Source organism: Nocardia amikacinitolerans, from assembly GCF_900215415.1.
Classification (GTDB): Bacteria; Actinomycetota; Actinomycetes; order Mycobacteriales; family Mycobacteriaceae; genus Nocardia; species Nocardia amikacinitolerans.
Genome location: NZ_OBEG01000001.1, coordinates 507,423 through 528,567, shown reverse-complemented (window position 1 = coordinate 528,567; position 21,145 = coordinate 507,423). Strand labels below are relative to the sequence as shown.

Below are 21,145 nucleotides of genomic sequence, written 5' to 3'. Positions count from 1 at the left end.
AGCCGACAACCATCGAGTTAGAGAGACTCGATTTAGTTAGAAGCTATAACCGCTCACCCGTAAGAGTCAATAGGAAAAGTGATAAGGTCTAACTGTTGCGTAGCGGAGCCGATGAGGAGGTGGTGGTCGATGGTCGCCGGAGCGAGTTCGCGCGAGCGCTACCGGACCCAGGTGCGCGAGGAGATCAAGCAGCACGCGTGGCAGCAGATCGCCACGGCGAGCGTGTCCGCGCTGTCGCTCAACGCGATCGCCAAACACGTCGGCATGAGCGGTCCCGCGCTGTATCGGTACTTCGCCAGCCGCGACGAGCTGATCACCGAACTGATCCGCGATGCCTATCGAAGCCTCGCCGACGCGATGCGGGCGGCGTTCGACTCCGGCGCCGACGTCGCCGGACTGGCCGGCACCGTGCGGGAATGGGCCTTGGCCGACCCGCAGCGCTACTTCCTCCTCTACGGCACACCCGTCCCCGGCTACCACGCCCCCGACGACACCACCGCGATCTCCTCCGAAATCATGTCGGTGCTCATCGAGGCTTTCGCCGCGCTGCCCACCGGCGACCCGACCACACCGTTCGACGCCCACCTCGACGACCACCGCCGATGGGCCGAAGACCATTCGGTGCCCGCCGCCACCCTCCATCGCGCCGTCTCCTTCTGGACCCGGCTCCACGGCGTCCTCTCCCTCGAACTCGCCGGGCACTTCACCGGAATGGAGTTCGACCCCGCCCTCCTGTACGCCGACGAAGTGAACACCCTCCTGGCCTGACGCGACCCGAGATGGTTCGATACCGCACGTGACCGAGCAGACCGATGAAATCCGCCTCGTCAGCGCCAGTCGTGAGATCGCGGCGGACTCCGCAGACATCTTCGAGCTCATCGCCGATCCCACGCAGCAGCCGCGGTGGGACGGCAACGACAACCTCGCCGAGGCGCCGACCGGACAGCGGGTGCGCGGCGTGGGCGACGTCTTCAGCATGACGCTCACGAACGGCGCCGTGCGCGACAACCATGTCGTCGAGTTCGCCGAGGGCGCCCGCATCGCGTGGCGACCGTCGGAGCCGGGCAAGCAGCCGCCCGGTCACCTGTGGCGCTGGGAGCTGGAGCGGGTGGGCGAGGGTCGCACGCTGGTGACGCACACCTACGACTGGACCGCGCTGACCGACGAGAAGCGGCTGGTGCGCGCCCGTGCCACCACCGCGGACAAGCTGTCCGCGTCTATCGAACGTCTCGCCGAATTGGCGGAGCGGCAAGCGAATTCCGCTCGATAGCGAAAGCTCACCTTCGTTCGGAGGGCAGAGAACCGCTGCCTTCAGGACGGCCCGCCGATTCGCCGAGCCCTTGACTGACCATTCATTCGTAAGTGAGTATATCGTCAGTTAGGTGGGTAGTCGGCGAAAGGTTGTGTCTCACATGCCCCAACGAACGATGGTCGGCCGCCGCGAGGTGCTGGCCATGATGGCCGCGGCGCCGGTGCTGGCGGCCGCGCCCGTCCCGCGCGCGGCGGCAGCACCCGCATCGCGTCGGCCGAACATCCTGGTCGTCATGACCGACCAGGAACGCGCGGACGTCGCGTTGCCGCCGGGATTCAGCCTGCCCGCACGCGACCGAATAGCCGCCGCCGGAGTACGTTTCGCGATGCACCACACCCCGACCGCGCCGTGCTCGCCCGCCAGGTCGACGTTCTTCACCGGTCGGCAGGCGCCCGTCACCGGCATGCTCGACAATGTCCGCGGCAGCGAGCCCATGGGCGCGCTGCTCGGCGCGATGGAGGCGTTCAGCCCGAATCTCGACGCCACCATCCCCACGCTCGGCACGGTCTTGCGCGGCGCCGGATACCGCACCGCCTACATCGGCAAATGGCATCTGTCCGATCCGGTCGGCCCCGAGCCGACGGCGTTGTCGCAGTACGGATTCGACGAGGCGCTCGACATCCTGTCCGGCGGCGGACCGAACGAGGGAACGCACGAGGATCCCGGGGTCGTGGACCAGGCGGTGGACTGGTTGCGCGGACGCGCGGGCACCCCCGAGCCGTGGCTGTGCGTGGTGAGCATGGTCAACCCGCACGACATGATGTTCTGCCCGCGCTTCTACCGGCTCGAAGACGTCCCCGACTACGGCGCGGCGGTACCGGCGAATTTCGAATCCGATCTGTCGACCAAACCGCGTGTGCAAACCGCTTGGCGCACAGCGAATTCCCTCGTCGGTGGCGTCATGCCGGAGGAGGTCACCTCCCCGCTCGCCCAACGGCAGTGGCGACAGTGGGGCAACTGGTATCTCGAATTGTTGCGCCGCACAGACGAATTGATCGACCGCGTGCTCGGCGCTCTCGACGACAGCGGCGCCGCCGCCGACACCGTCGTGGTCCGGGTCGCCGACCACGGGGAACTCGGTGGCGCGCACGGGCTTCGGCAGAAGGGCGCGATGATCTATCGCGAGAACAACAGGGTCCCGCTGGTCATCGCCGACCCGCGCAACCCCGGCACCCACGGGACGACCGCCACCGGCCTGACCTCGCACGTGGACCTGGTGCCCACGCTCGCCGCGCTGGCCGGAGCCACGCCGGGGCCGGTCGCGGGCCGCGACCTGACACCGCTGCTGACCGATCCCGGCCGAACGGTGCGGGAGGCCCTGCTGCTGACCTCCGACGCCAAGTCCAGCGGCGGCCTGCTGCCCGACGTCGGCTACTGCCTGCGCGGTGCGATCACCCCGCGCTACAGCTTCGCCCGATACGCCACACCGGAGAAGCTGTCCGGCCCGCGCTCGGAGTTCGAGTACGAGCTCTACGACCGCCAGGAAGATCCGCTCGAGCTGCGCAACCTCGCCAACGCGGGCGGCGCACCGAACCTCGTCGCGGAGCTGAACGACCTGGTGGATTCGCTGATCGCCCAGGAGTTGTGAGGGCGGCTCACCCGACGATCTCGCCGACCGGGCGAACCCCACCGCCGGTCGGCGGACGGATTCTCCGTTATCGCGCCGCCCGATGTGCCGCGGAGTAGCCTCGATAGGGGTCATATCCCAAAAGCCGAGGCCACGATGCACGAAATGGCGATAACTCGAAGTGTCGTCGACGCCGTGTGTGAGCATGCGGCGGGACGGCGGGTGCACAGCGTCACCGTGGAGGTCGGCGCGCTGTGCGCGATTGTGCCCGAGGCGATGCGGTTCTGCTTCGAGCTGGCGACCGAGGGGACGGTGGCGGACGGTGCCGAGCTGGTCGTGCAGACCGTGCCAGGCGCCGCGCTCTGCCGGTCCTGCGGCGCCGAGTTCGCCCTCGTCGATCTGATTCCGCTGTGTCCGTGCGGTAGCGCGGACGTCGAGATCAGGTCCGGGCGGGAGCTTCGAATCCGGACGATGGAAGTGAGCGAATCATGTGCGCGACCTGCGGATGCGGCGATTCGACAGCCATGATCACGGTCCTGCGCGACCACCCGCACGAGCACGACCCCGACCACCGGCACGACCCCGATCACCAGCACGCGCACGGCCACCACCACGGCCACGAACACGACGACGCGCACGGCCACGAGCACGCGGATCACGTCCACGTGCCGATCACCGAAACCGTGACCTTGGAGCAGAAAGTGCTGGCCAAGAACGATCGGCTGGCCCAGCACAACAGGGAACGGCTGCGGCGCGGCGGCATCGTGGCACTCAACGTCACCAGCTCGCCGGGAGCAGGTAAGACGACGCTGCTCGAGCGGACCATCCGCGATCTCAGCGATCGACCGGTGGCGGTGGTCGAGGGCGATCAGGAGACCTTGATCGACGCCCAACGCATCAAGGCGACGGGGTGCCGAGTGGTCCAGGTCAATACCGGCGCCGGTTGCCACCTGGATGCCGAAATGATGCGACACGCTCTGGACGAGCTCGATCCTGCGCCGGGCACGCTGCTGTTCATCGAGAATGTCGGCAATTTGGTCTGCCCCGCGCTGTTCGATTTGGGCGAGCTCGCCAAGGTCGTGGTGTTCTCGGTGACCGAGGGCACGGACAAACCGCTGAAATATCCGCACATGTTCGCCGCGGCCGGATTGGTGATAGTCAACAAAATCGATCTGATTCCGTACGTCGATTTCGATCTCGACCGGTGCGCCGAGTACGCGCACTCGATCAATCCCGGGGTACCGATCATGCCGGTCTCCGCGATCACCGGCGAGGGCTTGCCGAACTGGTACACATGGCTTTCCGGGCAGATGTCGCCGCCATCGGCCTCCCTTGAGGAAGCTTCCGCCCCCGCCTAGACTGACGTGACGAGTGTCACATTCCGGACGGTTTTCTCGAATCGGAAACCTGTGCGGCGCTCCAGCTTCGAAAGGTGGCATCTCATGCCGACTAAGGAAGCAGTCAAAGCCGAAGACACGCTGATCCACGTTCTCTGGATCAACGCCGGCCTCAGTTGTGACGGTGACTCGGTGGCGCTGACTGCCGCCTCCCAGCCCAGCATCGAGGAGATCGCCCTGGGTTCGCTACCCGGTCTCCCCAAGGTTGCCGTCCATTGGCCGCTGATCGATTTCGAATGCGGTCCCAACGGTGGGGCCGACGATTTCCTGGAATGGTTCTTCCGCGCCGACCGCGGCGAACTCGAACCGTTCGTCCTCGTTGTCGAGGGATCGATTCCCAACGAGCAGCTCAAAACCGAGGGCTACTGGTGCGGGTTCGGCAACAACCCCGAGACCGGCCAGCCGATGACGACCAGTGAGTGGCTGGATCGCCTCGCCCCGAAGGCCACCGCCATCGTGGCCGCAGGTACCTGCGCCACCTACGGCGGCATCCACGCCATGGCAGGAAACCCGACCGGGGCGATGGGCGTGCCGGACTACCTCGGCTGGGAGTGGCGGAGCAAGGCGGATATCCCCATCGTCTGCGTGCCGGGCTGCCCGATTCACCCGGACAACCTCTCCGAGACCCTGACCTACCTGCTCTACATGGCCACCGGCCAGGCGCCGATGATCCCGCTCGACGACGCGCTGCGGCCCAAGTGGCTGTTCGCCGCGACCGTCCACGAGGGATGCGATCGCGCCGGGTACTACGAGCAGGGCGACTTCGCGACCGAGTACGGCTCGCCGAAGTGCATCGTGAAGCTCGGCTGCTGGGGTCCGGTCGTGAAATGCAATGTGCCCAAGCGCGGTTGGATCAACGGCGTCGGCGGCTGCCCCAATGTCGGCGGCATCTGCATCGGCTGCACCATGCCCGGTTTCCCGGACAAGTTCATGCCGTTCATGGACGAGCCGCCAGGCGGCAAGCTCTCCTCGGCGGCCTCCGGACTGTACGGGTCGGTGATCCGCAGCCTGCGCTCGGTCACCGGCCGCACCGTGGACAAGGAACCGCGCTGGCGACACCGCGGCGAGAAGCTGGAAACCGGCGCGACGCGCACCTGGTAGGAGGACTTCGATGACTCAGATCATTCCGGAGCCGTCGCACCGAAAGGTCGATCCGAACGCCCTCGTGGAGATGGCGTGGGATCCGATCACCCGGATCGTCGGCAGCTTGGGTATCTACACCAAGATCGATTTCGAGAACCAGCAGGTCGTGGAGTGCCACAGCACGTCGTCGATCTTCCGCGGCTACTCCATCTTCATGAAGGGCAAGGATCCGCGCGACGCGCACTTCATCACCAGCCGGATCTGCGGCATCTGCGGCGACAACCACGCCACCTGTTCGTGCTACTGCCAGAACATGGCCTACGGCGTGCAGCCGCCGCACCTGGGCGAGTGGCTGGTCAACCTCGGCGAAGCGGCCGAATACATGTTCGACCACAACATCTTCCAGGAGAACCTGGTCGGCGTCGACTTCTGCGAGAAGATGGTCTCCGAGACCAATCCCGGCGTCCTGGCCCGCGCCGAGCGCACCGAGGCACCGCACGCGGACGCGCACGGCTACCGGACGATCGCCGACATCATGCGCGCGCTGAACCCGTTCAGCGGCGAGTTCTATCGCGAGGCGTTGCAGGTCAGCCGCTACACGCGCGAGATGTTCTGCCTCATGGAGGGCAGGCATGTGCACCCGTCGACGCTGTATCCCGGCGGCGTCGGCACGGTCGCCACCATCCAGCTGATGACCGACTACATGACGCGGCTGATGCGGTACGTGGAGTTCATGAAGAAGGCCGTGCCGATGCACGACGATCTGTTCGACTTCTTCTACGAGGCGCTGCCCGGCTACGACAAGGTCGGTCTGCGCCGCACGCTGCTCGGCTGCTGGGGTTCGTTCCAGGATCCCGAGTTCTGCAACTTCTCCTACAAGGACATGGAGGACTGGGGTCGCAAGATGTTCGTGACCCCCGGCGTGATCGTGGACGGGAAGCTGCTCACGACCAGCCTGGTCGACATCAACCTCGGCATCCGAATCCTGTTGGGCAGTTCGTATTACGACGACTGGACCGACCAGGAGACGTTCGTGAAGACCGACCCGCTCGGCAATCCGGTGGATCGGCGCCACCCGTGGAACCAGCACACCAACCCCAAGCCGCAGAAACGCGACCTGGAGGACAAGTACAGCTGGGTGATGTCGCCGCGCTGGTTCGACGGCACGGACCACCTGGCGCTCGACACCGGCGGCGGACCGCTGGCGCGGCTGTGGTCCACGGCGCTGGCCGGGCTCGTCGACATCGGCTACGTGAAGTCGACCGGGCACAGCGTGCAGATCAACCTGCCGAAGACCGCCCTGAAGGGGCCGGTCGAGCTGGAATGGAAGATTCCGTCCGTCGGCAGCAACACCATCGAACGCGACCGCGCCCGCACCTACTTCCAGGCCTACGCGGCGGCCTGCGCCCTGCACTTCGCCGAGAAGGCCATCGAGGAGATCAGGGCCGGGCACACCAAGACCTGGGAGCCGTTCGAGGTGCCCGAGGAGAGCATCGGGTGCGGCTTCACCGAGGCCGTGCGCGGTGTCCTGTCCCATCACATGGTGATCAGGGACGGCAAGATCGCCAACTACCACCCGTATCCGCCGACGCCGTGGAACGCCAGCCCGCGCGACAGCTTCGGCACACCGGGCCCCTACGAGGACGCGGTGCAGGGCCAGGCGATCTTCGAGGAGAACAACCGGGAGAACTTCAAGGGCATCGACATCATGCGCACGGTGCGCAGCTTCGATCCGTGCTTGCCGTGCGGCGTGCACATGTATCTCGGCAAAGGCAAGACGCTGGAGAAGGTGCACTCCCCCGCCCAGACGCTGACGCCGGAGTAGCGGATGGCGAACCCGCGGCGGGAGAGGGGAAACGGACACGACGAGGCCGTAGTCGACGACGATCGCTGGCGCGGCGCGGGCGAACGCATCGAAACGCTGCTCGAATCGAGTTCGGTGGGCGGCGCCGCGGCCAGGGAGCGTGCCGAGGAATTGGTTCGCGAGGTCGCCGATCTGTACGGCGCGGGCCTCGAGCGCATCGTCGGCATGCTCGACGACACCACGCTCGAACGTCTGGCCGGTGACGACCTGATCGCGAGTCTGCTGCTCGTGCACGGGTTGCACCCGCACGACGTGGTGACGCGGGTGCGCACCGCGCTCGACAGCGTGCGGCCCTACCTCGGTTCGCACGGCGGCGACGTCGAGCTGATCGAGATCGAGGACGGGATCGTGCGGCTCGAGCTGGCGGGCAGTTGCCGCACCTGCCCGTCGTCGTCGGTGACGCTGGAACTGGCCGTGGAGGACGCGGTGCGCGCCGCGGCGCCCGAGATCGAGGCGATCGAGGTGGTCGCGGCCGAACCGGAGTCGGGCTCGGGCGTGATCGCGGCGGAGTCGTTGTTCGCGCGCGTGCACGCGGCAGGTTCGCACGCGGGCAGCTGGATCGCCGTCCCCGAACTCGCGGCCATCGGGGCCGGTGAAGTCGGTGGGTTCGCGGTGGCCGGTGTGCCGGTGCTTGCCTGCCGGGTCGGCGACGAACTGTTCGTCTACCGCGACCGGTGTGGCGCCTGCGGCCGTTCGATGGCTGGCGCGGTCCTGCATCGCCGCCTCGGCTTCCCGGTGGGCGACGCCGTGCTGCGCTGCCCGTCGTGCGGCGCGCATTTCGACGCGGTACACGCCGGTGCGCGGGTCGACGGCGACGGACACCTCGAACCGCTGCCGGTACTGGTTCGCTCGGGTGAGCTGTCGGTGGCGGTTCCCGCGGAGGTGGCCGGATGACTTCGGCGTTCGGCGTGCTGCGCCGCCTGACCGCGCCGCGACCGCCCGCCCCGGCGGGCGAGCGCTGCGAGATGTGCGCGGACCCGATCGGCGAAGCCCACCAGCACGTGGTGAATGTCGAAGGCAGACAGCTCATGTGCGTCTGCCGCGGCTGCTATCTGCTGTTCACCGACCAGACCGCCGCGTTGCGGTACCGCGCGGTGCCGGATCGCTATCGGTCGTTCCCGGATGTGGTCATCGATCAGGACGAGTGGGACGCGCTCGAGATCCCGGTCGGCTTGGCCTTCTTCTTCCGCAATTCGGTGCTCGGGCGCACCGTCGCGTTCTATCCGAGCCCGGCGGGCGCGACCGAGTCCGAACTGCCGTTGCCGCGCTGGCGCGCGATCTTGGACCGGCATCCGGAGATCGATGTCGCGGCCGACGACGTCGAGGCGTTGCTGATCCGCATGCCGCATCGCGGCAGGCCCGCCGCCTGTCTGCTGTTGCCCATCGACGCCTGCTACGAGTTCGTCGGCCGGATGCGGCTGCTGTGGCGCGGGTTCGACGGCGGCCAGGAGGCCCACGACTACATCGAGGAATTCTTCGACACCATGTCGGCGCGAGCGCGCACCGAGAGGGGCGCGCGATGAGCCCCGCCTACTCGATCACCTTCGCCGTCCTGGACATCCGGCCCGAGCCGTACTCGGCGACGCCGACGCTGTCGGCCCGCGTCGGCGTCGCGGCGCTGCACGAGGAGCCGGTGCACGCCATCGCGCTGCGCGCCCAGGTCAGGATCGAACCGCGCCGCCGTTCCTACACCGACGAGGAGGCGGCGGGGCTCACCGACCTCTTCGGCGCGCGGGAACGATGGCACGACACGCAACGATCGTTCCTCTGGATGCACTGCGCGACAACGATTCCCGGGTTCACCGGCGGCGCGGAGGTGGATCTTCCGCTGCCGTGCACCTACGACTTCGAGGTCGCGGGGTCGAAGTACCTGCACGCGCTGCGCGAGGGCACGGTGCCGTTGCTGTTCCTGTTCAGCGGCACCGTATTCATCAGGGGCGCGGGCGGTTTCGCGGTGCAACAGGTGCCGTGGGACCGCGAGGACAAGTTCGACATGCCGGTCTCGGTGTGGCACGACCTGATGGCCGCCCACTTCCCCAATTCCGGCTGGGTCCGGCTGTCCCGTGAGACGCTCGACGCCCTGTCGGCCTACAAGCACGAGCGCGGGCTGCTCGGCTACGACGACGCGGTGACCAAGCTGCTCGCCTCGGCGCAGGAGCCGACATGAGCACCGGTCGTTCGGTCCGGTCCGCGCGCGCCAGGGCTCGTGCGGTTGCCGACGCCGTCCTGTACGAGGGCTATCTGCTGTATCCGTACCGGGCGAACGCGCGAAAGAACCAGTGCCGCTGGCAATTCGGCGTCCTCGGTCCCGAGGGCGCCGCGCGGGCCGGTCTCGGTGAGGATTCGATGCTGCGCGCGCAATTTCCGGTCACCTCGGACGGTGACCCCGCGCTCGTCCTGACCGTCCGGTTCCTGCAATTGCAGCGGCGCACCGTCGAAGATCCCAACGGAACCCCGGTGGCCGAGCTCGACGTCGGCGGCCGGGCCTTGATCAGCTGGGACGAGGCGGTCGAGCACGAGATCGAGCGCGGGCCGATGCCGCTGGCGGACACCGCGTTCGATGTGTCCGTTCCCGGCGGCGTCGATACCGAGGACGTGCACGACGCCGCGGGCGCCGTCGCGGGACGGATCGTGCGTACCCGGCAGCCGCTCGGCGGCCGGGTCGAGGTATCGGTCGACGAGCAGGCGGGTTGTCACCGCGTGACCATCGAAGTGCGCAATACCGCTGCCGCCCAGTCGAACTCGGACGACGCACTCGCGCACTCGCTGCTCGGCACGCACGTGATCGCCGAGCTCGACGACGGCGAGTTCGTGTCGCTGCTGGAGCCGCCGCCCGAAGCGGCCGCCGCGGTCGAACAGTGCGACCAGCACCGCTGCTTCCCGGTCCTCGCCGGGCCGCCCGGCGACCACGGTCTGCTGCTGATCTCGCCGATCATCCTCTACGACCACCCGGAGATCGCCGAACAGAGCGAGGGTCCGTTGTTCGACGCGACCGAGATCGACGAGATCCTGACCCTGCGGGTGATGAGCATGACCGACGAGGAGAAGGCGCAGGCCCGCGCCACGGATCCGCTCGCGGCGCGGATCGTCGACCGCTGCGACGCCACCACGGCCGACCAACTGGACCGGCTGCACGGCGTGCTGCGCGAATCAGCGAACCCGCCGCGCGTGCTGCCCGAGGTACCGGACGGCGTCGACTGGTGGGACCCGTTGGCCGACAACGCGGTCCGTCCCGATTCCGACGCGGTCGTCGTCGCGGGCGTGCTGGTCAGCCGAGGCAGCAGGGTGCGGCTGCGCCCGTCGCGGCGCGCCGACGCCCACGATCTGTTCTACGACGGCGAGCTCGCGCGGGTGGTGTCGGTGCACGAGGACGTCGACGGCGACGTGCACGTCGGAGTCGTCGTCGAGAACGACCCGGCCGCCGACCTGCACGAGTGGTACGGCCGCTACCTCTACTTCGCGCCCGACGAGATCGAGCCGATCGACGGGCCGTCCGAGCAAGACCGAGACGAATGAAAGGAGGGTCGGCATGGACAGGGTAGGAGTCGTCGCGATCGCTGTCACCGCGGCGATCGGAGGTGTGTTGGCCGTCATCGGACTGCGGTCGATACCGGACATCCGACGCTATTTCCGAATCCGCAACATGTAGCGAAGGCGAGGACAAGTCATGGGTGACAGGAAAGAAGAGCCGCAGTCGGCACGCGGAGCGCCTGGCTCGCGCGACACCGGTTCGGACACGGTCGCGGGCGGGCCGACGGACCGCGAACCCGGCGACATCGGGCACGAGGAGACGACCTCGGCCGAAGGCGAGCGCCCCGAGCGCGACACCGAATTCACGACGAAGCCGGGCTCGGACGCCGAGCCCGCCGTCCCGCCCTACGACGAGCGCAAGGACACCGCGAACCGGCCGGGCGAGACGGCCGCGGGCGAGGTGGAAGGCGCCGATGTCGGCGGCGCGACGACGCCGACGCCGACCGAGAAGGAGTGAGACGACGACGAAGGTGCTGGTCGCCGGGATCGGGAACATCTTCCTCGGCGACGACGGATTCGGCCCGGCGGTGGTGCGGCGGCTGGCCGCCCCCACCGCGGCGGACGTGCGTGTCGCCGACTACGGAATTCGGGGCATGCACCTCGCCTACGACCTGCTGGACGACTGGGACGCGCTGGTGCTCGTGGACGCGCTGCCCGACCGGGGCGCTCCCGGCCGGGTCGAGGTGTTCCGCGCCGAACACGGCGAGCACTCCGGCGCGCGGCTCGACGCCCACGCCATGGATCCCGAGGCCGTGTTCGCGATGGTGCGGACGCTGGGCGGCACGGTGCCGCCGACGGTGATCGTCGGCTGTCAGGTCGTCTCGGTCGCCGAGGGAATCGGCCTCACCGAGCCCGTCGAGGCGGCCGTCGCGCCCGCCGCGGACGCGGTCGAGTCGGTGTTGGCGGACCTGCTCAGCCGACAGGAGGTGTGAACGATGTGCCTCGGGATTCCGGGCCGGGTCGTGCGGATGGCCGAGGGCTACCACGATCAGGTCGCCTTGGTCGACGTCTCGGGTGAGACGCGGAAGGTGAACATCGGCATGCTCGACGACGGTCCGGTCCGCCCCGGCGAGTGGGTCATCATCCACATGGGCTTCGCGGTCGAGCGGACCGACGAGGCGGGGGCGGCCGAGGCGCTCGCGGGGCTGCGGCTGCTGGGGCGCGGGGAGGAACCGTGACCGCGCCGCGAACCCGGCGGCGGATCCTGGTCCGCGGCGTGGTGCAGGGTGTCGGCTTCCGGCCGTTCGTCTACACCACCGCCGCCGAACTGTCGCTGGCCGGTCGCGTGTCCAACGACAGCTCCGGTGTGATCGTCGAGATCGAGGGCGCCGCAAGGGATCTGGACGAGTTCGAGCGCCGCGTCCGCCGCACGCCGCCGCCGCTCGCCGTCGTCGAATCCGTCGAGACGACCGAGATTCCGGTGCGCGGCGGCACCGGGTTCCACATCGCCGACACCACCCGCGGCGGCGCGGGACGCACGCTGGCCTCGCCGGACGTGGCGATCTGCGCCGAGTGCGCCGCCGAACTGCGCGATCCGGCCGATCGCCGCTACCGGCACCCCTTCGTGAACTGCACCAACTGCGGCCCGCGATTCACCATCATCGCGAGCCTGCCGTACGACCGGGACCGGACCTCGATGGCCGAGTTCCCCATGTGCGCGGCGTGCGCGCGCGAGTACGCCGACCCCGCCGATCGCCGCTTCCACGCGCAGCCGATCGCCTGCCCCGCCTGCGGTCCCACGCTCGGCTACACCGGTCCCGGATCGGGAGACCCGATCGCGGCGTCCCGAGAGTTGTTGCGGGACGGCGGAATTCTCGCCGTCAAGGGCATCGGTGGATACCATCTGGCCTGCGACGCGGCGAACGAGGCCGCCGTCGCCGAGCTGCGTCGCCGGAAACGGCGCGGCGACAAGCCGTTCGCGCTCATGGTGCCGGACCTGGCGAGCGCGCGTGCGATCGTAGAGGTCGACGCGACCGCCGCCGAATTGCTGACCGGCCCCGCCCGGCCGATCGTATTGCTGCCGCGCCGCGCGGGGCCCGAATCGACTGCCGCCGAGAACTTTCCGGCCCCGGCACGCTCGGTGGCGCCGCGCAATCCCGATCTCGGCGTGATGATCGCCTACTCGCCGGTGCATCTGCTGCTGTTCGGGCTGCCCGGCGACCCGCCAGGACCGCGGGCACTGGTGATGACCTCGGGAAACCTCGGCGGCGAGCCGATCTGCTACGACGACGCCGACGCGCGCGAGCGCCTGGCGGGCCTCGCCGACGCGTGGCTCACGCACAACCGGCGCATCGTTGTGCCCTGCGACGATTCGGTGGTCCGGCTGGTCGACGGCGTCGAACTGCCGGTACGCCGCTCCCGCGGGTACGCGCCGATGCCTCTTGCCCTGCCGACGCCGATGCCGCCGACGCTGGCGGTCGGCGCGGATCTGAAGAACACCTGCGCGGTGGCCGACGGTCGCTACGCGTGGTTGAGCCAGCACATCGGCGATATGGACGACCTGGCGACGCTGCGCGCGTTCACCGAGGCCGAGCGCCATCTCGAGGAGCTCACCGCCGTGCGGCCGATCCAGTTGGCCGCCGACGCGCACCCCCGCTACCGGTCCACCGCGTGGGCCGAACAACACGCGGGCGAGCGCCCGATGCGGACGGTGCAGCACCATCACGCCCATATCGCGGCGGTGATGGGTGAGCACGGCCTCGACCCGGCCGCGACCGTGCTCGGAATCGCCTTCGACGGAACCGGTTTCGGTCCCGACGGGGCGATCTGGGGCGCCGAGGTGCTCGCCGCCGGATACAAGGGCTACCGGCGGCTCGCGCATCTGCGCTACGTACCCCTCGCCGGTGGCGACCTGAGCGTGCGACGGCCGTACCGCATGGCGCTCGCGCACCTGCGCGCCGCCGGAATCGACTGGACCGAGGACATCCCCGCGGTGCGTGCGTGCCCGGCCGGGGAACGCACAGTTCTGGCGCACCAGCTGGATACCGGCTTCGGCTGCGTCCCGACCTCGAGCATGGGCAGACTCTTCGACGCGGTCTCGTCGCTGGCCGGGGTGCGCCACGAGGTGGATTACGAGGCCCAGGCGGCGATCGAACTCGAGGGACTCGCTCGCGGCGCGGATCCGGGCGCGCGCGGTTACGAGTTCGCCATCCCGGCGAAGGACGACCCGCGCGGTCGCGGCGCGGGCGCGATCGATCCCGCCCCGGTGATCGCCGCGGTCGTCGCCGACGTGCGGGCCGGTGTCGCGCCCGAGGTCGTCGGCGCGCGCTTCCACGCGGCGGTCGCGCGCCTGATCCTCGACCTCGCCGTGGGATACGGGGCGTCGTCGACGCCCGTCGCACTGTCCGGCGGGGTGTTCCAGAACGCCCTGCTGCTCTCGGCCACTCGAAAACTGTTACAGGAGAAGGGCTTCGAAGTCCTCTGCCATCGCAGGCTGCCACCGAACGACGGCGGCCTCGCGTTCGGCCAGCTACTCGCCATCGGAGCGGGATGAGCGGAAGGAGAAGCGACGATGTGCCTGGCAGTACCAGGAAAGGTGCTCAGCCTGCACGAGCGCGACGGCACGCTGATGTCGACCGTCGACTTCGGCGGCGTGCACAAGGATGTGTGCCTGCAATACATCCCCGACGCGGCGGTCGGCGACTATGTCGTCGTCCACGTCGGATTCGCGATTCAGCGCTTGGACGAGCAGTCCGCGCTACAGACCCTGGCCGAGTTCGAACGCCTCGGTGTGCTCAACGAAGAGTTCGGCGACGGTTTCGCCATCGCCGCGAAACAGGCCGGACTCGACAACCCCGAGACAACCGAGCAGCCAGACGATCCGGAGGTGACGTCGTGAAGTATCTCGACGAATTCAGTGATCCACAGCTGGCCAAGGGCCTGCTCGACCGGATCCGCGGCGCGACGAGCAGACGGTGGTCGATCATGGAAGTCTGTGGCGGCCAGACCCATTCGATCATCAGGCACGGCATCGACCAACTGCTGCCCGACCAGATCGAGATGATCCACGGCCCGGGCTGCCCGGTCTGCGTCACGCCGCTCGAGGTGATCGACAAGGCGCTCGAGATCGCCGCCCGGCCCGGAGTGATCTTCTGCTCGTTCGGCGACATGCTGCGGGTGCCAGGCAGCAACAAGGATCTGTTCCGCGTCAAGAGCGAGGGCGGCGACGTGCGGGTGGTCTACTCACCGCTCGACGCGCTCGAGCTGGCGCGCGCGAACCCCGACCGGCAGGTGGTGTTCTTCGGCATCGGCTTCGAGACCACCGCGCCCGCCAACGCGATGACCGTGTACCAGGCCAAACGGCTCGGCGTGCGGAACTTCTCGCTGCTCGTCTCGCACGTGCTGGTGCCGCCTGCCATCGCCGCGATCATGGAGTCCCCCGACTGCCGGGTGCAGGGCTTCCTCGCGGCCGGGCACGTGTGCACCGTGATGGGCACCGGCGAGTACCCGCCGCTGGCCGAGAAGTACCGGGTTCCGGTGGTGGTCACCGGCTTCGAGCCGCTCGACATCCTGGAGGGCATCCGCCGGACGGTGGTCCAGTTGGAGGCGGGACGGCACGAGGTGGAGAACGCCTACCCGCGCGCGGTCGCCGCGGCGGGCAACCCGGCCGCCAAGGCCATGCTCGAGGATGTCTTCGAGGTCACCGACCGGGCTTGGCGCGGTATCGGCGTCATTCCGCGCAGCGGCTGGCGGCTCTCGGAGCGCTACCGCGACTACGACGCCGAGCAGCGGTTCGCCGTCGACGAGCTGCACACCGAGGAATCGTCGATCTGCCGTTCCGGCGAGGTGCTGCAAGGCCTGATCAAGCCGCACGAGTGCGCGGCCTTCGGCAAGCAGTGCACACCACGGAATCCCTTGGGCGCCACCATGGTCTCCTCCGAGGGCGCGTGCGCCGCCTACTACCTGTACCGGCGGCTCGACCTGCCTGCGGAGGTCGCTCATGCTTGACGAGACCGGGTCGCCCGCACCCGTCGACATGGGCAGCTGGGTCTGCCCGATGCCGCTGCGGGATTCGCCGAACATCGTCATGGGGCACGGCGGCGGCGGTGCGATGTCGGGCGAGCTGATCGAGCATCTCTTCCTGCCCGCGTTCGGATCGGCCGCCGAAGCGGGATTCGGCGATTCGGCGGTGGTCAGCCTCGGCGGCGCCCGGCTGGCGTTCACCACCGATTCGTTCGTGGTGAAGCCGATGGAGTTCCCCGGCGGTTCGATCGGGGAGCTCGCCGTCAACGGCACCGTCAACGATCTCGCGATGTCCGGCGCGCGTCCCATGGTGCTGTCGACCGCCTTCATCCTGGAGGAGGGCACCGCGCTCGCCGACATCGCGCGCATCGCAGCGGCCATGGGCACCGCCGCCCTCGGGGCGGAGGTCAAGCTGGTCACCGGTGACACCAAGGTCGTCGACGCCGGTCACGGCGACGGCGTCTACGTCAACACCGCGGGGATCGGGCTGATCGACGACGGCGTCGACATCCGCCCGCAGCGCGCGCGGCCCGGTGACGTGGTCGTGGTCAGCGGGGAGATCGGCCTGCACGGTGTCGCGGTGCTGAGCTGTCGCGAGGGCTTGGAGTTCGGCACCACGGTGTGCAGCGACACCGCGCCGCTGCACGGTCTGGTCGCCGCGATGCTGGCCACCGGCGCCGACGTGCACGTCCTGCGGGATCCGACGCGCGGCGGGGTGGCCGCGACACTGAACGAGATCGCTGGCGTGGCGAAAGTCGGTGTGTCGCTGGACGAACGGAAGATCCCGGTGTCCTCGCAGGTTCGCGACGCGTGCGGACTGCTCGGCCTGGATCCGCTGTACGTCGCGAACGAGGGCAAGCTGGTCGCCTTCGTCGCGCAGGAGGACGCCGACAAGGTCCTCGCGGCCATGCGCGAGCATCCGCTCGGCGGGCGCGCCGAGGCGATCGGCGTCTGCGTCGACGAGCATCCCGGCATGGTGGTCGCCCGCACGGCGCTGGGCGGCAATCGTGTGGTCGACCTGCCCGCGGGCGAACAACTGCCGCGAATCTGTTGACATGGGCGGTGATTCGGCTTCCGCCGGGGCGGCGAGAGGAGGTGGCGCGGCCACCGGACCGGACGTGGGGGGCTTCGACGGAACCGAGATGTTCGCCCGCTACGCCCACGCGCCCAACGCACTCGGCTACTGCGGACCCGCCGCCGGCGGGTCGATGGCCGACCTGCCCGCGGCGGAGGTCAGGGCGATGGCGCCCCGATTCTCCGGCGCCTGGCCCTACCTGCGGGTCATGGCGCGGCTGACCGGCATCGACGACCCGCTGGACCGGCGGCTCGTCGAATCGTATTGGCTCGGAGGAGGACTCGGTGCGCGACTGGATCCGGCGGAGTTCATGGCGGAACTCTTGGCTGTCATCGGTCCGGTCGCCGGTCACTACTGGGCGCATCTGACCCCGGAACTCGCTCCCGAAGCCGCCGCCAACCACTGCTTCCACGTCTTCGGCGTCTACCCGTGGAGCAGATTGCTCGGACGGGGCAACGACGAGCATCCGTTGCGTGTGCTCGACAACTGCCGCATCACTTGGGGGACGGTCCTTACCCGGACCGCCGACCACGTCACGGTGTCGAGCCGCCGCCTGGAGTGGGACGGGCGTCGACTCGCGTTGTCCGCTCCGCGGGCCCGGCGAGTCGCGGTGTCGGTCGACGGCTACTCCCCCGTACCGGACGTGCGCGAACCCGATCTCGTCGCGCTGCACTGGGATCGGCTCTGCGGACGGCTGGAGCCGGAGCAGGTCCACGACCTCGCCGACAGCACGGACCGCCAGTTGCGCGTCACCAACGACAGGCTGTCGCGGACGTGACCGTTTCCACCGGACGATCCCGCCTCGAGGCCGTTCGCCACTCGCTGACCCGCACCGAATGGCTCGGCGCCGCAGGCATGTTCGCGGTTATCGCGGCCTTGCACCTGGTCGGCTGGATCACCCTGATCGTGTTCGTGGTGCCGCGCGACCTCGACATCGGCGCGCAGACGCTCGGGATCGGTGTCGGCCTGACCGCCTACACGCTCGGTCTGCGGCACGCCTTCGACGCCGACCACATCGCCGCGATCGACAACACCACCCGCAAGCTGATGAGCGACGGGCAGCGCCCGCTCTCGGTCGGATTCTTCTTCTCCCTGGGGCATTCGACGATCGTCTTCGGACTCGCCTTCCTGCTCTCGATCGGGATCAGGTCGATCGCCGGACCCGTCGAGGACGAATCCTCCAGCCTCCAGCACTACACCGGGCTGTTCGGCACCACGGTCTCGGGCGCGTTCCTCTACCTCATCGCACTGCTCAACATCCTCGTGTTGATCGGCATCCTCCGCGTCCTGCGGCGCATGCGGGCCGGCGACTACGCCGAGGCGGATCTCGAAGACCAGCTCGCCAGAAGGGGATTCGTCAATCGCCTGCTGGGACCGGTGATGCGGGCGGTCACCAAACCGTGGCACATGTACCCGGTGGGTCTGCTCTTCGGCCTCGGGTTCGACACGGCGACCGAGGTCGCGTTGCTCGTGCTCGCCGGAACCAGCGCGGCCGCGGGACTGCCCTGGTACGCGATTCTGTGCCTGCCCGTCCTGTTCGCCGCGGGCATGAGCCTGCTGGACACCATCGACGGGACCTTCATGAACTTCGCCTACGGATGGGCCTTCGCCCACCCCGTCCGCAAGGTCTACTACAACATCACCGTCACGGCGCTGTCGATCACGGTGGCCCTGCTCATCGGCACCGTGGAACTGCTCGGCCTGCTCGCCGAGCAGCTGCGCTTGTCCGGCGGATTCTGGGACTGGGTCGGCGGTCTGGACTTGAACGTGCTGGGCTATGTCATCGTCGGGCTGTTCGTCGCCACCTGGGTGGTGGCGCTGCTGGTGTGGCGCTACGGCCGCGTCGAGCAGCGCTGGACCCGTCGACCTTCCGTCGCGCACCGGCCGCCGTCGCCGCCGGCGCGATGACACCGACCTCGCCGCGTACCGCGAACGAGACCGATTTCATGCCGAAGCCCACCGGGCGGCAGTGCGTGCGTTACTCCGCTCGGTGGGCTCGGCGACGGCGGTCGGGTCGCGCCTGCACGGGAGGGTTCGAGGGTTCCCGCCCGACATCCCGGCCGCCGATCGGTCAACAGGTCACAGGGCGCCACCACCTCCGATCAGCCAAGGGTTGAAGGTGCAGTCGAGCTGCGGATGACCCACCGGGTCCAAGGCGCGCAACGCGATCGACAGCGCCCGCGGCGAGTACATCATCGTGAGGTGGTCGGAGACGTCCTGCTCGCAGCCGTCCTGGAGGGTGATGTTGTCGACTTTCACGCCGGGACCGGCCTGGAGGAAGGTCAGGTCGTAGGGGTTGGTGATCTCGTCGTACCGGGTGCCGACGATGGTGTAGTCCACGCCGGGCACGGTGTCGCCGTCGGCGTTGAGCTTCTGCACGAACTCCGAGCCGACCGTCTGCTGGATACCGGCGTGGCCGACGAAGATCTCGACGAAGCCGAGGATGTCGATGCCGAAGTTGTTGATGGCCCTGCCCAGCGCGCCGATCCCGATCAGGCTGGTGCCGTGGTGGGTCGCGCCGTAGGTGACGAGGTTCTGCACCTTGGCCGCGCCGCCCTCGAACTTGGTGTACCAGTTGGCCATCGCGCCGCCCTGCGAGTGGGCGATGATGTCGACCTCGTCGGCTCCGGTGGCCGCGAGCACCCGGTCGACGAAGGTGGCCAGTTGCTTGGCCGAGTCCCAGATGTAGCCGGTGCCCATCACGCCGGGCAGCACCGATCCGAGGCCGCCGCCCTCGAGCAAGTTGGCGCGGCCGTAGTTGAAGGTGTAGGTGCAGAAGCCGGCGTCCTTGATCGGCTGACCCATGAAGGCGTAGCCGTTGTAGGCGTTCATCCAGGTGCCGTGCAGCAGCACCACGGGACGGGGGTGCTCGGCGGTGGGCTTGCAGTTCCAGTCGTTGGCGCCGGGCGGGGCAACATCGGGATTCAGCAGACCGTGGCCGAACGCGGCAAGCCACGAGGTCATCGGCGGTCCGTAACCGACTGTGTCGCTGGCGAATCCGCCAGCGGACCCGGAACTGCTGCCGGATCCCCCGTAGCAATTGCCCGAGCCGTTGCCCGAGCCTGCTCCGCTGCCGGAGGTGCAGGCCGAGCCGGACCTGCCCGCGCTGCCCGACTCGGCGACCGGCGCCGCCTTGCGACCCGCGGCGATGAGGTCGGCCAAGGCCTGTTCGGTCGGCGCGGGCTCGGGGGCGGCCTCGGCCGCGACACCGGTGAAGCTCATGGCGAGCACCGATACGATCGACACCGCCGCGGCGCCGAGCGTTCGGCCGCAGGTACTTCGTTTCATCAGATGCCTTTCGGTCGGAACGACGTCGTTCCCTCGTTCTCGGTTCTTGCGGTTCACAGCCCCGCCGTGCCGGTCGGCGGGACTGAAACTGCGCCAACGCTAGGACCGGGGAAACGGCGAAACCCACACCGCGAACGGGTATCTGGAGACCTCACGAAGCGTTTGCCGCGGCCATAGGGAACGTGCACAGTCACCGCCGAACGGTCCTTCGCCGATTCCGGTGACAGTCGCGTCCAACGGATTTCGGGAATCGCCGACGACCTCGAGTGCGATCCTCCAATTACGCGGCCACCGAACGATGACATCTCCAGATATTCCGGTCGGCACGGTGTGCCGGGGTGGATCACGGCGCAATCATGGAGCAAGGTTTCCCGCCATCGAAGGCCACTCGATGGCTAATCGATGGAGATGCCATGTTGCAGACGATGTTTCCGCGAGCGCGGTTCCACCGCGGCACGGTGCGCGCCCTGCTCGGCGTCGCGACGGCGGCGACCGCATTGCTGCATGCCCCGTGCGCGCTGGCCGACGGCGGCACCGGTTCGGCCTCGGCTTCCGCGCCGCCGCCCCACCTGGCCTCGGCGCTGCCCGCGCTGGGTTTTCGCGGCCCCGACACCGCGGTCGTGGTGCTCGGTTACGGCCTGCTCCCCGACGGCGGGATGCGCCAGGAACTGCTCGCGCGCCTGCACGCCGGCTTCGTGCAGGCGCTGCTCGCTCCCGCCTCGCCCGTCATCGTGACCGGCGGAAATCCGCGCAACGGCGTCACCGAGGCGCGGGCGATGGCGGATTGGCTTATCGCGCGCGGCATTCCGGCCGAGCGGGTGATCGTCGAGCCGGACGCGGCGTCGACGGCGCAGAACGCCGAGCACTCGGCCAGGATCATGCGCGACATCGGCGCCAGGGACGCGGTGGTCGTCACCTCGGCCGATCACATCGACCGCGCGGTGCGCGATTTCTCCGGCGCCGGGGTGGACGTCGTCGCCACCGTGACACCGGATCAGGTGCCGATGCTGGCCTCCCCCTTCGGTCCGCCCGCCTGACGGCGATCCCATTCCCGACGGCACGGCAA

At 68.9% G+C, this 21,145-nt stretch carries 23 protein-coding genes; 22 read left to right on the top strand and 1 reads right to left on the bottom strand.

The genetic code is table 11. The features are described 5' to 3' along the window. Nucleotides 1-129 precede the first annotated feature (129 nt). From CRP45_RS02540 to nicT, 21 genes are all read left to right on the top strand, one after another. Nucleotides 130-768: a TetR/AcrR family transcriptional regulator gene (locus tag CRP45_RS02540; RefSeq protein WP_097243606.1), complete on the top strand. Its 639-nt coding sequence runs from the start codon at nt 130-132 to the stop codon at nt 766-768. Between the two features lie 28 nt (nt 769-796). Further along, nucleotides 797-1,270 carry an SRPBCC family protein gene (locus CRP45_RS02535; RefSeq protein ID WP_097243605.1) on the top strand — a complete coding sequence of 158 codons (474 nt, stop codon included), beginning with the start codon at nt 797-799 and terminating at the stop codon, nt 1,268-1,270. A 142-nt stretch (nt 1,271-1,412) separates the two neighbouring features. After that, nucleotides 1,413-2,900: a sulfatase family protein gene (locus CRP45_RS02530; RefSeq protein ID WP_097243604.1), complete on the top strand. Its 1,488-nt coding sequence runs from the start codon at nt 1,413-1,415 to the stop codon at nt 2,898-2,900. 135 nt (nt 2,901-3,035) lie between these two features. Then, nucleotides 3,036-3,407, top strand: a complete 372-nt coding sequence (locus CRP45_RS02525; RefSeq protein ID WP_067778183.1) for a hydrogenase maturation nickel metallochaperone HypA/HybF — start codon at nt 3,036-3,038, stop codon at nt 3,405-3,407. Further along, the gene (hypB, locus tag CRP45_RS02520; protein WP_097243603.1) at nt 3,368-4,237 is read left to right on the top strand and encodes a hydrogenase nickel incorporation protein HypB; all 870 of its coding nucleotides are present in this window, start codon (nt 3,368-3,370) and stop codon (nt 4,235-4,237) included. The genes CRP45_RS02525 and hypB overlap by 40 nt, the downstream gene beginning before the upstream one ends. Before the next feature lie 84 nt (nt 4,238-4,321). After that, on the top strand, nt 4,322-5,377 hold the full coding sequence (locus tag CRP45_RS02515; protein WP_067778185.1) for an NADH-quinone oxidoreductase subunit B family protein: 1,056 nt from the start codon (nt 4,322-4,324) through the stop codon (nt 5,375-5,377). Nucleotides 5,378-5,387: 10 nt separating this feature from the next. Beyond that, a complete protein-coding gene (locus CRP45_RS02510; RefSeq protein WP_097243602.1) occupies nt 5,388-7,184 on the top strand; it encodes a nickel-dependent hydrogenase large subunit in 1,797 nt (598 codons plus the stop codon). Nucleotides 7,185-7,187: 3 nt separating this feature from the next. Beyond that, entirely contained in the window at nt 7,188-8,117 is a 930-nt protein-coding gene (locus CRP45_RS02505; protein ID WP_097243601.1) for a NifU family protein, read from the top strand. Beyond that, nucleotides 8,114-8,746, top strand: a complete 633-nt coding sequence (locus tag CRP45_RS02500; RefSeq protein ID WP_097243600.1) for a DUF5947 family protein — start codon at nt 8,114-8,116, stop codon at nt 8,744-8,746. The genes CRP45_RS02505 and CRP45_RS02500 overlap by 4 nt, the downstream gene beginning before the upstream one ends. Beyond that, nucleotides 8,743-9,390: a DUF6084 family protein gene (locus CRP45_RS02495; RefSeq protein WP_097243599.1), complete on the top strand. Its 648-nt coding sequence runs from the start codon at nt 8,743-8,745 to the stop codon at nt 9,388-9,390. The genes CRP45_RS02500 and CRP45_RS02495 overlap by 4 nt, the downstream gene beginning before the upstream one ends. Continuing rightward, on the top strand, nt 9,387-10,739 hold the full coding sequence (locus tag CRP45_RS02490) for a hypothetical protein (RefSeq protein WP_097243598.1): 1,353 nt from the start codon (nt 9,387-9,389) through the stop codon (nt 10,737-10,739). Before CRP45_RS02495 ends, CRP45_RS02490 begins: the two co-directional genes overlap by 4 nt. Before the next feature lie 13 nt (nt 10,740-10,752). Further along, nucleotides 10,753-10,872 carry a DUF6893 family small protein gene (locus tag CRP45_RS35195; RefSeq protein WP_372507991.1) on the top strand — a complete coding sequence of 40 codons (120 nt, stop codon included), beginning with the start codon at nt 10,753-10,755 and terminating at the stop codon, nt 10,870-10,872. A gap of 18 nt (nt 10,873-10,890) precedes the next feature. Beyond that, nucleotides 10,891-11,211, top strand: coding sequence for a hypothetical protein (locus CRP45_RS02485; protein WP_179830734.1), 321 nt, complete (start codon nt 10,891-10,893; stop codon nt 11,209-11,211). After that, nucleotides 11,168-11,686, top strand: a complete 519-nt coding sequence (locus CRP45_RS02480; protein WP_097243597.1) for a hydrogenase maturation protease — start codon at nt 11,168-11,170, stop codon at nt 11,684-11,686. The genes CRP45_RS02485 and CRP45_RS02480 overlap by 44 nt, the downstream gene beginning before the upstream one ends. A gap of 3 nt (nt 11,687-11,689) precedes the next feature. Continuing rightward, a complete protein-coding gene (locus CRP45_RS02475) occupies nt 11,690-11,932 on the top strand; it encodes a HypC/HybG/HupF family hydrogenase formation chaperone (protein WP_067778193.1) in 243 nt (80 codons plus the stop codon). After that, nucleotides 11,929-14,247: a carbamoyltransferase HypF gene (gene hypF / locus CRP45_RS02470; protein WP_097243596.1), complete on the top strand. Its 2,319-nt coding sequence runs from the start codon at nt 11,929-11,931 to the stop codon at nt 14,245-14,247. Before CRP45_RS02475 ends, hypF begins: the two co-directional genes overlap by 4 nt. Nucleotides 14,248-14,265: 18 nt before the next feature. After that, a complete protein-coding gene (locus CRP45_RS02465; protein ID WP_067778195.1) occupies nt 14,266-14,592 on the top strand; it encodes a HypC/HybG/HupF family hydrogenase formation chaperone in 327 nt (108 codons plus the stop codon). Beyond that, nucleotides 14,589-15,701, top strand: a complete 1,113-nt coding sequence (hypD, locus tag CRP45_RS02460; RefSeq protein WP_067778196.1) for a hydrogenase formation protein HypD — start codon at nt 14,589-14,591, stop codon at nt 15,699-15,701. The genes CRP45_RS02465 and hypD overlap by 4 nt, the downstream gene beginning before the upstream one ends. Continuing rightward, a complete protein-coding gene (gene hypE, locus CRP45_RS02455) occupies nt 15,694-16,770 on the top strand; it encodes a hydrogenase expression/formation protein HypE (RefSeq protein WP_097243595.1) in 1,077 nt (358 codons plus the stop codon). Before hypD ends, hypE begins: the two co-directional genes overlap by 8 nt. Before the next feature lie 88 nt (nt 16,771-16,858). Beyond that, a complete protein-coding gene (locus CRP45_RS02450; protein ID WP_097244514.1) occupies nt 16,859-17,569 on the top strand; it encodes a DUF6390 family protein in 711 nt (236 codons plus the stop codon). Further along, entirely contained in the window at nt 17,566-18,699 is a 1,134-nt protein-coding gene (gene nicT / locus CRP45_RS02445; RefSeq protein WP_425436906.1) for a Nickel transporter NicT, read from the top strand. The genes CRP45_RS02450 and nicT overlap by 4 nt, the downstream gene beginning before the upstream one ends. 171 nt (nt 18,700-18,870) lie before the next feature. On the opposite strand, the gene CRP45_RS02440 is transcribed toward nicT, so the two are convergent. After that, a complete protein-coding gene (locus CRP45_RS02440; protein WP_097244512.1) occupies nt 18,871-20,079 on the bottom strand; it encodes an esterase/lipase family protein in 1,209 nt (402 codons plus the stop codon). Between the two features lie 413 nt (nt 20,080-20,492). On the opposite strand from CRP45_RS02440, the gene CRP45_RS02435 reads away from it, so the two are divergent. Then, on the top strand, nt 20,493-21,116 hold the full coding sequence (locus CRP45_RS02435) for a YdcF family protein (RefSeq protein ID WP_097243594.1): 624 nt from the start codon (nt 20,493-20,495) through the stop codon (nt 21,114-21,116). Nucleotides 21,117-21,145: the final 29 nt, after the last annotated feature.

What these genes read in the sequence shown, in the direction of transcription:
- CRP45_RS02540 (WP_097243606.1), top strand. Translation starts at nt 130, where the DNA reads ATGGTCGCCGGAGCGAGTTCGCGCGAGCGCTACCGGACCCAGGTGCGC.
- CRP45_RS02530 (WP_097243604.1), top strand. Translation starts at nt 1,413, where the DNA reads ATGCCCCAACGAACGATGGTCGGCCGCCGCGAGGTGCTGGCCATGATG.
- CRP45_RS02525 (WP_067778183.1), top strand. Translation starts at nt 3,036, where the DNA reads ATGCACGAAATGGCGATAACTCGAAGTGTCGTCGACGCCGTGTGTGAG.
- hypB (WP_097243603.1), top strand. Translation starts at nt 3,368, where the DNA reads ATGTGCGCGACCTGCGGATGCGGCGATTCGACAGCCATGATCACGGTC.
- CRP45_RS02515 (WP_067778185.1), top strand. Translation starts at nt 4,322, where the DNA reads ATGCCGACTAAGGAAGCAGTCAAAGCCGAAGACACGCTGATCCACGTT.
- CRP45_RS02510 (WP_097243602.1), top strand. Translation starts at nt 5,388, where the DNA reads ATGACTCAGATCATTCCGGAGCCGTCGCACCGAAAGGTCGATCCGAAC.
- CRP45_RS02505 (WP_097243601.1), top strand. Translation starts at nt 7,188, where the DNA reads ATGGCGAACCCGCGGCGGGAGAGGGGAAACGGACACGACGAGGCCGTA.
- CRP45_RS02500 (WP_097243600.1), top strand. Translation starts at nt 8,114, where the DNA reads ATGACTTCGGCGTTCGGCGTGCTGCGCCGCCTGACCGCGCCGCGACCG.
- CRP45_RS02495 (WP_097243599.1), top strand. Translation starts at nt 8,743, where the DNA reads ATGAGCCCCGCCTACTCGATCACCTTCGCCGTCCTGGACATCCGGCCC.
- CRP45_RS02490 (WP_097243598.1), top strand. Translation starts at nt 9,387, where the DNA reads ATGAGCACCGGTCGTTCGGTCCGGTCCGCGCGCGCCAGGGCTCGTGCG.
- CRP45_RS35195 (WP_372507991.1), top strand. Translation starts at nt 10,753, where the DNA reads ATGGACAGGGTAGGAGTCGTCGCGATCGCTGTCACCGCGGCGATCGGA.
- CRP45_RS02485 (WP_179830734.1), top strand. Translation starts at nt 10,891, where the DNA reads ATGGGTGACAGGAAAGAAGAGCCGCAGTCGGCACGCGGAGCGCCTGGC.
- CRP45_RS02480 (WP_097243597.1), top strand. Translation starts at nt 11,168, where the DNA reads ATGTCGGCGGCGCGACGACGCCGACGCCGACCGAGAAGGAGTGAGACG.
- CRP45_RS02475 (WP_067778193.1), top strand. Translation starts at nt 11,690, where the DNA reads ATGTGCCTCGGGATTCCGGGCCGGGTCGTGCGGATGGCCGAGGGCTAC.
- CRP45_RS02465 (WP_067778195.1), top strand. Translation starts at nt 14,266, where the DNA reads ATGTGCCTGGCAGTACCAGGAAAGGTGCTCAGCCTGCACGAGCGCGAC.
- hypE (WP_097243595.1), top strand. Translation starts at nt 15,694, where the DNA reads ATGCTTGACGAGACCGGGTCGCCCGCACCCGTCGACATGGGCAGCTGG.
- CRP45_RS02450 (WP_097244514.1), top strand. Translation starts at nt 16,859, where the DNA reads ATGTTCGCCCGCTACGCCCACGCGCCCAACGCACTCGGCTACTGCGGA.
- CRP45_RS02440 (WP_097244512.1), bottom strand. Translation starts at nt 20,079, where the DNA reads ATGAAACGAAGTACCTGCGGCCGAACGCTCGGCGCCGCGGCGGTGTCG.
- CRP45_RS02435 (WP_097243594.1), top strand. Translation starts at nt 20,493, where the DNA reads ATGTTGCAGACGATGTTTCCGCGAGCGCGGTTCCACCGCGGCACGGTG.